Annotated in this window: 7 protein-coding genes; all 7 read right to left on the bottom strand. The window is 75.0% G+C overall.

Going from position 1 to position 10,723, the window contains the following annotated elements; genetic code table 11:
• Window positions 1–1,337 (bottom strand): PucR family transcriptional regulator (locus VGD85_RS03460; RefSeq protein ID WP_331062053.1); only part of this gene is annotated, 1,337 nt, incomplete at its 3' end.
• Window positions 1,338–1,554: 217 nt separating this feature from the next.
• Window positions 1,555–2,661 (bottom strand): o-succinylbenzoate synthase, encoded by a 1,107-nt coding sequence (gene menC, locus VGD85_RS03455; RefSeq protein ID WP_331062052.1) that lies wholly within the window; start codon window positions 2,659–2,661, stop codon window positions 1,555–1,557.
• Window positions 2,658–3,575, bottom strand: coding sequence for a GNAT family N-acetyltransferase (locus VGD85_RS03450; protein ID WP_414690751.1), 918 nt, complete (start codon window positions 3,573–3,575; stop codon window positions 2,658–2,660). Before VGD85_RS03450 ends, menC begins: the two co-directional genes overlap by 4 nt.
• Window positions 3,576–3,598: 23 nt before the next feature.
• Window positions 3,599–4,729, bottom strand: coding sequence for a M20/M25/M40 family metallo-hydrolase (locus VGD85_RS03445; RefSeq protein WP_331062050.1), 1,131 nt, complete (start codon window positions 4,727–4,729; stop codon window positions 3,599–3,601).
• On the bottom strand, window positions 4,729–8,046 hold the full coding sequence (locus VGD85_RS03440) for a serine hydrolase (RefSeq protein WP_331062049.1): 3,318 nt from the start codon (window positions 8,044–8,046) through the stop codon (window positions 4,729–4,731). Before VGD85_RS03440 ends, VGD85_RS03445 begins: the two co-directional genes overlap by 1 nt.
• Complete coding sequence (locus VGD85_RS03435) at window positions 8,043–8,807, bottom strand: ABC transporter ATP-binding protein (RefSeq protein WP_331062048.1); 765 nt, start codon at window positions 8,805–8,807, stop codon at window positions 8,043–8,045. The genes VGD85_RS03440 and VGD85_RS03435 overlap by 4 nt, the downstream gene beginning before the upstream one ends.
• Window positions 8,804–10,699: a dipeptide/oligopeptide/nickel ABC transporter permease/ATP-binding protein gene (locus tag VGD85_RS03430; protein WP_331062047.1), complete on the bottom strand. Its 1,896-nt coding sequence runs from the start codon at window positions 10,697–10,699 to the stop codon at window positions 8,804–8,806. The genes VGD85_RS03435 and VGD85_RS03430 overlap by 4 nt, the downstream gene beginning before the upstream one ends.
• Between the last annotated feature and the right edge of the window lie 24 nt (window positions 10,700–10,723).

The following is a 10,723-nucleotide window of genomic DNA, read 5'->3' as shown; positions in this document are numbered from 1 at the left end:
CGGCCGGGCCGGCTGCTGCGCAGGACCCGCAGGACCCGCTCGGTGGCGGTGCGCGCGTGCACCAGCCCGGCAAGGTCGTGGGCGGCGGGCCCGATCGCCACCACCGGGTGCAGCCGCTCCCCGACGCGGTCGAGGAAGTCGTGGGCGATGCGGGCGGCGCGCTCCTCGCCGTCCTCGACGCCGGCCGGCATCGGCACCAGGCCGTAGGTGACGCCACCGACGAGGGCGGCGGCGGAGCGCTGGTGCACCGCGCTGAGGTGCATGGCGAAGGCGTCGCTGAGCCGCTGGCGCTCGTGCTCGGCGGCGGCGCCCTCCGTCGAGGGCTGCTCGGGGCTCGGGTCGGCGAGGGCCACCGCGAGGACGAGCAGGGGCTGACCGGCCAGCCCGAGGCGCTCCAGCGCCTCGCGGGCGCCGGCGCCGCCCTCCAGGGCCGAGCTGAGCAGATCGGCCCGGAGCCGGCGCTGCACGTCGGCGCCGGCCCGGATCCGCAGGAGATGGAGCGCCACGAGCTTCGCGGCCTCGCAGAGCGCGTCGCTGCGCTCGCTGCTGAGCGGACCCGGCACCGCCGCCCAGATGGAGCCCAGGACCTCGTCGCCGGCGCGCACGGCCACCGCGACCCGCGGCTTCGAGAACGCATCGACGCTCTCGGCCGGCTCGATGAAGATCGGCCGGTCGCTGCGGTGGAGCTCCCGGAACACCCCGCGCTCGTTGAGGATCCGGGCGTAGCGCTCCGGCACCTGGCGGCCCAGGATCGTCTCGACGCGCGACGGGTCCGCCTCGTCCTGGCGGCCGGAGAACGCCAGCACCCGGGAGCTGCGGTCCTCGATCGTGACCGGCGCGTCGAGCAGCGCCGCGATCGCGTTGGCGACGGCGAAGAGGTCGCCCGACGGCAGGCCGCCGAGCGACTCGGACTCCGACTCGGCCACGCCGACGTCACCCTCCGCGAGCAGCGAACGCAGCATGGCCGCCAGGTGCGCCCAGGGCGCACCCCGGCTGAGAGCCAGCAGTGCGACCCCGGACCCGTCCACGGCGTCGCGCAGCTGCTGGGTGAGGCGTACCGGCGCGCGCACCACCAGGCCCGCGGCACCCTGGGCGCCCAGCGCCGCCAGGAGCTCCGCGACCCGGTCGTCGTCCTCGAGCCCGACGCCCAGCACCAGTGCGTGCGGCGGCAGCACGGGCGCGTCGACCGGGTCGTGGATGACCACCCCGCCGATGTCGTGTCCCGCGTCGGGGTCACCGTGCACCAGGTCGAGCAGCGTGGCCCCGAGGTCGTCGAGGACCCGGCCCAGGCTGGCCCGCGGCCGGGCGCTCGGGACGGTGGTCATCGCGGTCAGCACGCTTTCGACGGTAGGCGGCAGTGAGCCGAGGCTACTTCGTCGGCGCGCACCAGATCCATGGCCTGGTTGGTGCGGGTCGACAGGCGGGACATCGCCGGAGCCGCGCCGGAATCCCCGGTGGACCGGCGAAACTTGCGCTTGTCACCCGTTGCAACCCCTGACAAGCGGAGGAATCCCCGGTCCACCGGGGATTCCTGCGCCGAGCAGCGGTCTCACCTCAGGCGGGCACCCAGGTGGTGCCGGTGGTGACGGCGGCGAGGGCGTCGGGGTCGGGGCTGACGCCGAGGCCGGGACCGGCGGGGACGGTGAGGTGGCCGTCGTCGAGGACGAACGGCTCGGTGATGTCGCTGCGGTAGTAGCGCCCGGACGCCGAGGTGTCGCCGGGCAGCGTGAACCCGGGCAGCGCGGCCAGGGCGACGTTCGCCGCGCGGCCGAGCCCGGTCTCGAGCATGCCGCCGCACCAGACCGGTACGCCGGCCCCGACGCAGACGTCGTGGATCCGGACCGCCTCGAGGTAGCCACCGACCCGGCCGGGCTTGATGTTCACGATCGCGCAGGCGCCGAGGCGGATGGCGGCGGCCGCGGACCGGGCCGAGACGATCGACTCGTCCAGGCACACCGGGGTGGCGATGAGCTTCGCGAGGTCGGCGTGGCCGAGCACGTCCTCCTCCTCCAGCGGCTGCTCGATCAGCAGCAGGTCGAAGGGGTCCAGCAGCGCCAGCTGCGGCGCGTCCGCCAGCGTGTACGCCGTGTTCGCGTCCACCTGCAGCAGCACCTCGTCGCCGAACCGCTCCCGCACGGCGCGCACCGGCTCGACGTCCCAGCCCGGCTCGATCTTGAGCTTGATGCGGACGTACCCCTCGTCGAGGTAGCCGCCGACGGCGTCGAGCAGGGCGGGGATGCTCTCCATGATGCCGACCGAGACACCGCAGGGCACCCGGTCACGGGTGGCCCCGAGCTCGGATCCGAACGATCGCCCGGCCGCGCGCAGCTCGGCGTCGAGGACGCTCATCTCGAGGGCGGCCTTGGCCATCCGGTGCCCCTTGAAGGGTTCGAGCACCTCGGCCACCGAGGCCGCCTTCATCGGGCCGGCCGCGGCGAGCGCGGGGACCAGGAAGCGGGTCAGCACGTCGGCGCAGGCCTCGGTGTACTCCGAGGAGTAGAGCGGGTCGGGCATCGCCACGCACTCGCCCCAGCCCTCCCCCTCGTCGGTGACCACGCGCAGCAGCATCAGCTCACGCACGGTCTGGGTGCCGAACGACGTGCGGAACGGCGCGACCAGCGGCATCGCGATGCGCCGCAGCTCGACGCCCTCGAGCTTCACGAGTCCCGCCGCACGACGTACCAGCCCTCGCGGTCGAAACCCGTCACCCGCGCGCCGTCGCCGACCAGGGCCGTGAGCGCCTCGCGCACCGCGGTGCGCCACCGTTGCGCGAGCCCGGGGTCGCGCACCCGCAGCGCGGCGATGTCGCGCGGCACGGCCACCAGCGACGTACGCGCGTCGAGGCGGCCGGGCACCGGGGTGCCGTCCTCGGACATCTCGAGGGCGACCGCCGCGCCGGCGCGGATCTCCGCGGCGGCGACCACGGGCACCGCGGCACCGGCGCAGGCGGCCACGACCGCCGGGTCCCGCAGCCGCCACCTCACCAGCAGGCGGTCGGAGTCGTCGAGGCCGTTGATGCTGTCGGCCATCGCGCCGTAGAAGTTCGGGAGGTACTCGACGGGCTCGGCGGCGAGCTTGGCGAGGTTGAAGTAGGCGTTGCGGCTCACGAGCGGGTCGAAGGTCCAGGCGATCTCGGAGATCCCGCGCAGCAGCGCCCAGGCCCGCTGGTGCAGCTTCAGCGCGAACCCGACGCTGCGTCCCGCGGTCTCGGGCGCGACCCCGGCGATGTGGCTGTGCAGGGCGTCCTCCGCGGGGGCGTGGAAGAACCCCACGCACGCCCCCACGAGGGCCGGGCCGTCGAACGCGCCGCCGACGTAGTTGCCGGCCTTGGTGAAGGCGCGCAGCAGCTCCAGCGTCATCGGCGGGTTGGCGTCGCGACCCCAGATGCGGGCGTAGAGGGCGACGACGCGCTCGAGGTCGGCGAGCTCGGTGAGCTCACGGACCGCGACGCGGGCGCCCTGGGCGGCCGCGTCGGCCGCCTGGACGGCGCGGTCGAGGTCGCCGTCGCGGTCACCGTCGCGGTCGGCGGCGGCGATCGGGGGTCCGAGGGACGTCAGGTTGCTCACGGTCCCCATGCTGGTCGGGTTGTCGGGGCGCGTCATGGTCGTGCCGCACCAGTCGTCTGGAGCCGGTTCGTCGGCTGCGCCAGCAGGTCCTCGACGAGCCCCCGCAGCAGCGCCGTGCGGCCCGGGAGCTCGCTGACCAGCACGTGCTCGTCGTCCGCGTGCGCCCCGCCACCGGCCGCGCCCAGCCCGTCCAGCGTCGGCGTGCCGACACCGGCGGTGAAGTTGCCGTCCGACGCACCGCCGACGGCCACCGCGGTGGGTTCGGGCAGCCCGAGTCGTACGGCGACCGCCCGCGCCCGCGCGAGCAGCTCGGCCGAGGAGGAGCCCTCGAGCGGCGGCCGGTTCGGTCCGCCCAGCACGCTGACGACGGCGCCGTCGAGCACCGGCCGCAGCGCTCGCATCGCCTCGTCGACCCGGTCCTGCTCTGCGGTCGAGCGGACCCGCACGTCGACGGAGAACGAGCCTCCGGCGGGCACCGTGTTGGTGGTGGTGCCGGCCCGGGCCAGCGTCGGGGTCACGGTCGTGCCGGCGTCGGCGTCGCCGAGGGCGGCGACGGCGAGCGCCTGGTGGGCCAGCTCGAGGGTGGCGTTGACCCCTGCCTCCGGCTCCAGGCCGGCGTGCGCCGCCCGGCCACGGACGACGACCTCGTAGAGCGAGACGCCCTTGCGCTCGGTCTTGAGGGATCCGTCGGCGGATGCCTCGAGCACGAGGGCCGCCTCGGCGGCGCGCGCCTCGTCCTCGACGAGCTCGCGCGACGACGGCGAGCCCAGCTCCTCGTCACCGGTCACCAGCAGCGTGACGCCGCCCTCGACCCCGAGCCCCGCCAGCGCGTGGAACGCCATCACGACACCGGCGAGCATGTCGAAGCAGCCGGGGCCACGCAGCACGTCGCCGTCGACGCTGAAGGGGTGCGTGGCGAGGGTGCCCACCGGCCACACCGTGTCGTGGTGGCCGAGGACCAGGAGCCGGGAGGGACCGTCGCCGAGCCGCCAGCGCAGGTGCGTGCGGCCGTCGATCACGATCCGCTCGGGCGCGACGCCGAGCCGCTCGGTGCCGATCCGGGCCACGACGTCGGCCGACCGGGCCACGGCCGCCAGGTCGGTCGACGGCGACTCGCACTCGATGAGCTTGCGCAGGTCGGCGAGCATCAGGGACAGCTCCATCAGCCGACCTTCGGCGTGGCCCGCGCACCGAAGTGCAGGTAGCGCTCCCCGGTGGGCAGCTCGTAGAACGTGACCGGGAACCACGTCTCCGCCTCCGGCGGCTTGGTGAGGAACAGCGCCGGCGCGTAGGGCACGAGCGCGTGCTCGTCGACCGGGTCGGGCACCATCTCGGCGAGCGGGCCGGTCAGCGTCGTGCGCAGCATCGGCCCGTCGTCGCCGGTGTAGACCTCCATGGTCACGCCGGCGCGCTGGTAGGTGCCGACGTACGGCGCGATCGCGCCGGCCGGGTCCTGCAGCGGCGGCTCGGGCGGCGTCAACGGCCGCGGCATCTCGACGCCGGCGAGCTCGGCGAAGATCTCGCGGTACAGCTCCTCGTAGAGGTCGCGACTGCCGTCGTTGTTGGTCAGCAGGGTGACCGCGAGGCCGCCGCGGCCCTCGACGTCGGGCAAGACGCGCAGGAAGGCGGCCTGCCCGATCGTGTTGCCGTCGTGGCCGTAGAGCCGCTGGCCGTCCCAGCCGAACCGGATCCAGCCCAGGCCCCACGAGTCGCCGAGGGAGTACTTGTCGGGCAGGTCGGCCTGGTGGGCGGCCATGGCCGCCGCCGACTCCTCGCTCAGCACCCGCGCACCGTCGGGGCCGAGGCCACCGGAGAGGTGGAGGCGCGCGAAGGCCAGCACGTCGGCGGCGTTGGCGGTGACCAGGCCGGCCGGCCCGATCGAGCGCGGCAGCTGCCAGACCGGCGCGGTCGACTTCGCGCCGTCCTGCGTCACGTGGCCGACCGCCGCCGCGTGCAGCAGCGCCTCCTCGGGCAGGGTCAGCGCGTGCCGCATCTGCAGCGGCGTGAAGACCCGTTCGCGCAGCGCCTCGTCCCACGTCTGGCCGGTGAGCTTCTCGATCACCCGCCCGAGCACCGAGAAGCCGGCGTTGCAGTAGGACCACGTCGCGCCGAGCGGGTGGTTCTGGGTCTGCTCGCCCAGCAGCTCGACGTACTTCTCCAGGCAGTCGTCGCCGCGGCCGGTGTCGGTGAAGACGTCGCCGTCGATGCCGCTGGTGTGGTTGAGCAGGTGGCGCAGGGTCACGTGCTTGGTCACGTCGGGGTCGGCCAGCCGCAGCTCGGGCAGCACCTCCACGACGGGGGCGTCGAGGTCGGCGAGGCCCTCGTCGACCAGCTGCATGACGACGGTGGCGGTCCACACCTTGGTGATCGAGCCGATCTGGAACACCGACTCGGGGGTCACCGGCGCCCGGGTGTCCAGGTTGAGGAACCCGTACGTCGCGACCTCGAGCTCGTCGGTGCCCGCCCGGCTGCCCGCGTCGTAGCGCAGGATGCCGAGCTGCGCGCCTGGGACGCCGTGCCGCTCGGCGAGCCGCGCCAGACGCCGCTGCCAGTGGGCGATGTCGAGGCGCGGCCGGCCCTGGTGCAGCGTGTGGCGCTCCACCCAGTCGACGACGCGGTGCGCGTAGTCGAGCCGCTGCGAGGGCGGCCCGAGCAGGATGAACGCGTGCGAGGCGTCGGGGTAGACGACCAGCTCGGTCGGGACGCCGCGGCCGCGCAGCGACGTGTGCCACTGCTGGGCCTGCCCCAGCGGGCAGGTGAGGTCGGCGGCGCCGTGCAGGACGAGCGTCGGGGTCTGGACCCGGTGGACCCGGGTCAGCGGTGACATCGCGGCGTACGCCTCGGGCTGCTCCCACGGGGTGCCGCCCAGCTCGTAGGAGCTCATGCAGACCCCGTCGTCGCAGGTGCCGTACATGCTGGTCATGTCGCTGACGACCCCGCCGGCCGCGCCCGCCTTGAACCTGTCGTCGTGTCCGGTGAGCCAGCAGGTCATGAAACCGCCGTAGCTGTAGCCGGTGACCGCGAGCCGGTCGCCGTCCGCCACGCCCTCGGCCACCAGGGCGTCGATCGGCTCGAGGAAGTCCCGGTGGTCCGCGACACCCCATGCGCCGTGGACCCCGTCGTAGAACGCCTCGCCGTAGCCGTCGCTGCCGCGCGGGTTGACCAGGAGCACCGCCCAACCGCGCGCGGCGAGCTCCTGGTGGTAGGGGTGCATCTCGTCGGCGGCCGCGTTCCAGGCGTTGTGCGGCCCGCCGTGGACGTCGAGGAGCAGCGGGCGGGGTCCCTCGAGCGCCGGGTCGCGGACCAGCCAGGCCTGGACCTCGGTGCCGTCGGAGATCGTGAACGTGCGCTCCTCGGGCACGAACAGCTCGATCTCGCCGAGCGCGGCGCCGTGGTCGGTCAGCACGGTCTCGGTGCCGGTGGCCAGGTCCAGCGCCACGACCTCGCCGTACGACGTGGGCGTGCCGAGCACGACGACGGCCGTGCCGCCGACGACCGAGAGCCCGGAGACGACGCGGCCGGCGCCGCCGAGGAGCGGGCCGTCCGGACCCCAGAGGTGGGTGCAACCATGCTCGCGCAGGCAGAACAGCACCCGGCCGTCGCCGTCCTCCTGCGGCCGCCCGCCGGGGTACGCCGGTCCGCCGGCCATCACGTTGCGGTCGAGGTGACCGGTGAGGCTGACCGGCTCGCCGCCGTCGAGCGGCACCCGCAGCAGGTGCTGGTGGCCGACCGGGTCGCCGGGGTAGCCGACGACGAGCAGGCTCGCGCCGTCCCGCGCGAACGAGACCGTGCCGGCGACGCCCTCGGCCAGTGCGACGACACGCGGCAGCGCCTTGGCGTCGTCGACGTCGAGCAGGTGCACGGCGGTACGGAACGTCAGGTCGCAGTCGGCGCCGACCTTGCGGGTGAACGCCACCGTGCGACCGTCGGGCGACCAGGCGGGCTGGCCGGCGCTCTCGGTGCCGTGGGTGACGACCCGGCACGCCCGGCTGGCGACGTCGACGACGTGCACCTGGCTGCGGACCGCGCCGAACATCCCGGCCCCGTCGGCCTGGTAGTCCAGGCGCGCGGCCACCAGCGGCCCGGGGCCGTCCGTCGGGTCCACCGGCGCGGTGAACGCGACGCGGGACCCGTCGGGGCTCCACGCCGGCGCACCGGCGCCGCGCGCCAGGTCGGTCACCCGCTCGGCGTCTCCCCCGTCGGCTGCCCCGACAGGGAGCACGTGGACCTGGCCGTCGCGGAGGAACGCCAGCCGGGAGCCGTCGGGCGACCACGCCGGCGCCGTGTCGTCCGGCCCGGCGGTGAGCCGCCGCGGTGTGCCGCCGGCGACGGGCACGGTCCAGAGCTGGTCGACACTGCGGTCGGCAGCTCGGTCGAGCGTGCGCAGCACGTAGACGACGCGCTCGCCGTCGGGTGAGAGGACCGGCTGGGACGGGACCGCGAGGTCGGTGAGGTCGTCGATGCGCATGCGGCGGGTCACGGGGTCCTCCTGGGACGATCGGGGGCGGTCGAGCCGGGTACGGCGGCGAGCAGCTCGCGGGTGTAGTCGTGGCACGGGTCGGTCAGCACCCGGTGCGCGGGGCCCTCCTCGACGATCGCGCCGTCGTGCATCACCGCGACGTGGCTGGCGACGTAGCGGACCACGGCCAGGTTGTGGGAGATGAACAGCAGGGACAGCCCGAGCTCGCGCTGCAGCTCGCGGACCAGGTTGAGCACCGCACCCTGGATCGAGACGTCCAGCGCCGAGGTGATCTCGTCGGCGATCACGACCTGCGGGTCGGCCGCGAGCGCCCTGGCGAGCGCCACCCGCTGTCGCTGTCCCCCCGACAGCAGCGCCGGGAGCACGGCGGCCCGCCCGGGATCGAGGTGCACGAGCTCGAGCAGCCGCTCGACCTCGGCACGCCGCTCGGCGCGCGAGCGGCCCGGCGGCAGCGCCTCGGCGATGCTGTCGCCGATGCGCATCCGCGGGTCGAGGGAGGAGTAGGGGTCCTGGAAGACCATCTGCAGCGGGCGCCGGCGCCCCCGCGTCGGCACGGGCCTGCCGTCGAGCGTGATCCGCCCCGCGCAGACGGGTGCGAGACCGACCGCGGCACGGGCCAGCGTGGACTTCCCCGACCCGGACTCGCCGACGAGCCCGACGACCTGGCCGGGCGGCACGGTCAGGCTGACGCCGTCGACCGCGGTGGTCGCGCCGTATCGCACGGTGACGTCCTCGAAGCGGAGCCCGCCCTCGGTGGTCACACCTCCACCTCCTCGCGGTCGGCGATCTCGACGGCGATCGGCTCACCGGCGTGCCAGCAGGCGACCCGGCGGCCGGTGCCGTCGGACTCCAGCGGCGGGTCCTCGGCCCGGCAGCGGGCGGTGGCGAGCGGGCAACGGGCGGCGTACGCGCAGCCCGGCGGTACGTCGGCGGGGTCGACCGGCCGGCCGGGGATCACGGCCAGCGGCTGGTCGAGGTCGGTGTCCATGTCGGGGACGGCCGCGACGAGCGCGCGGGTGTAGGGGTGCCGGGCGGACCCGGCGAGGTCGGCGGCGGGCAGGTCCTCGACGATCCGGCCGGCGTACATCACCAACACCCGGTCGCAGACCTCGCCGACCACGGTGACGTCGTGGCTGATCAGCACCAGCGCCACGTCGTCGGCGGCCCGGATCGTGGCGAGCAGGTCGAGGACCTGCTGCTGCACGGTGACGTCGAGGGCCGTGGTCGGCTCGTCGGCGACGATCAGCGCCGGGCTGCCCATCAGGCCCATGCCGATCATCGCCCGCTGCCGCATCCCGCCGGAGAACTCGTGCGGGTACTGGTGGGCGCGCCGTTCGGGGTCGCCGATCCGGACCGCGCGGAGCCGGTCCACGGCCCGGGCGAGCGCGGCTCGCCGGTCCATGCCCTGGTGGTGCCGGGCGACCTCCGCGAGCTGCCCGCCCATGCGGCGGGTGGGGTTGAACGAGGTCATCGGGTCCTGGAACACCATCGTGAGCGACGTGCCGAGCAGCCGGCGCTGGGCGCGCGAGTCCCGCGCCCGGAGGTCGTGGCCGAGCAGCTCGAGGCGCGACGCCTCCACCCGCCCGGGCTCACCGACCAGGCGGGAGACGGCCAGCGCGGTCAGCGACTTGCCGGAGCCCGACTCGCCGACGACGCCGACCGCCTCGCCGCGGCGTACGCCGAAGGACACGCCGCGCACCGGCCGGATCGGGCCGCGCGCACCCGGGAAGGTGACCTCGAGGTCGCGGACGTCGAGCACCAGGTCGGTGCCGTCGTGGCCGGCCGGCTCGACCGGTGCGTCCTCGGCCGCGAGCGACACCGGCGCGGGGCCGAGGGCCGGGATGCCGCCGACGACGCCGACGCCCAGGGCCTTGGCGATCGACTCGCCCAGCAGGTTGAACGCCAGGCCGGCGAGCAGGACGGCGGCGCCGGGCGCCAGTGCGGCCGCGGGGTTGACGTAGATCGAGCCGACGCCGTCGAAGAGCAGCCGGCCCCAGTCGTAGTCGGGCTGTTGCACGCCGAGGCCGAGGAAGGAGAGGCCGGCGAACGACAGCAGGGCGCCGCCCGCACCGATCGTGGCGTTGACGACCAGCGGCTCGGCGATGTTGGGCAGCACGTGCCGCACGAGGATCCGCAGCCGGCCCACGCCCGCGATCCGGGCCGCGGAGATGAAGTCGCGGGCGGCGACGCCGGCGACCAGCGTCTGGGTGAGCCGGCCGAACACCGGCGCGCCGGCGAGCCCGATCGCGAACACGGCGCCGGTCGCACCGACGCCGAAGATCACCGCAAAGAACAGCGCGAGCAGGATGCCGGGGAACGCGACCGCGATGTTGATCGTGGCGCTGACCAGCCGGCTGGAGCGGCGGCCGAGCACGAAGCCCGCCGTACCGAGGACCAGCCCGGCCAGGACCGCGATCGCGGTCGCGGCCACGGCCAGCTCGACCGAGAGCCGGGTGGCGACCAGCGTGCGGTAGAGGATGTCGCGGCCGAGGTTGTCCGTGCCGGCCCAGTGCTCCCCCGACGCCCCGGCGAGGATGTTGCCGGTGTCGACGGCGTTGGCGTCGTCGGTCCAGAGCATCGGCGCGACCACCGCCAGCACCAGCACGGCGGCGGTCAGCGCGGCCGCGCCCAGGCCGAGCGGGGTCCGGAGCACGCCCCTCCAGCGGCGCCACATGGC

The sequence above is a fragment of the Nocardioides sp. genome (assembly GCF_036401255.1).
In the GTDB taxonomy this organism is placed as follows: domain Bacteria; phylum Actinomycetota; class Actinomycetes; order Propionibacteriales; family Nocardioidaceae; genus Nocardioides.
Note: the sequence above shows the minus strand (reverse complement) of the source record. Positions and strands in the feature narration are given on the sequence as shown.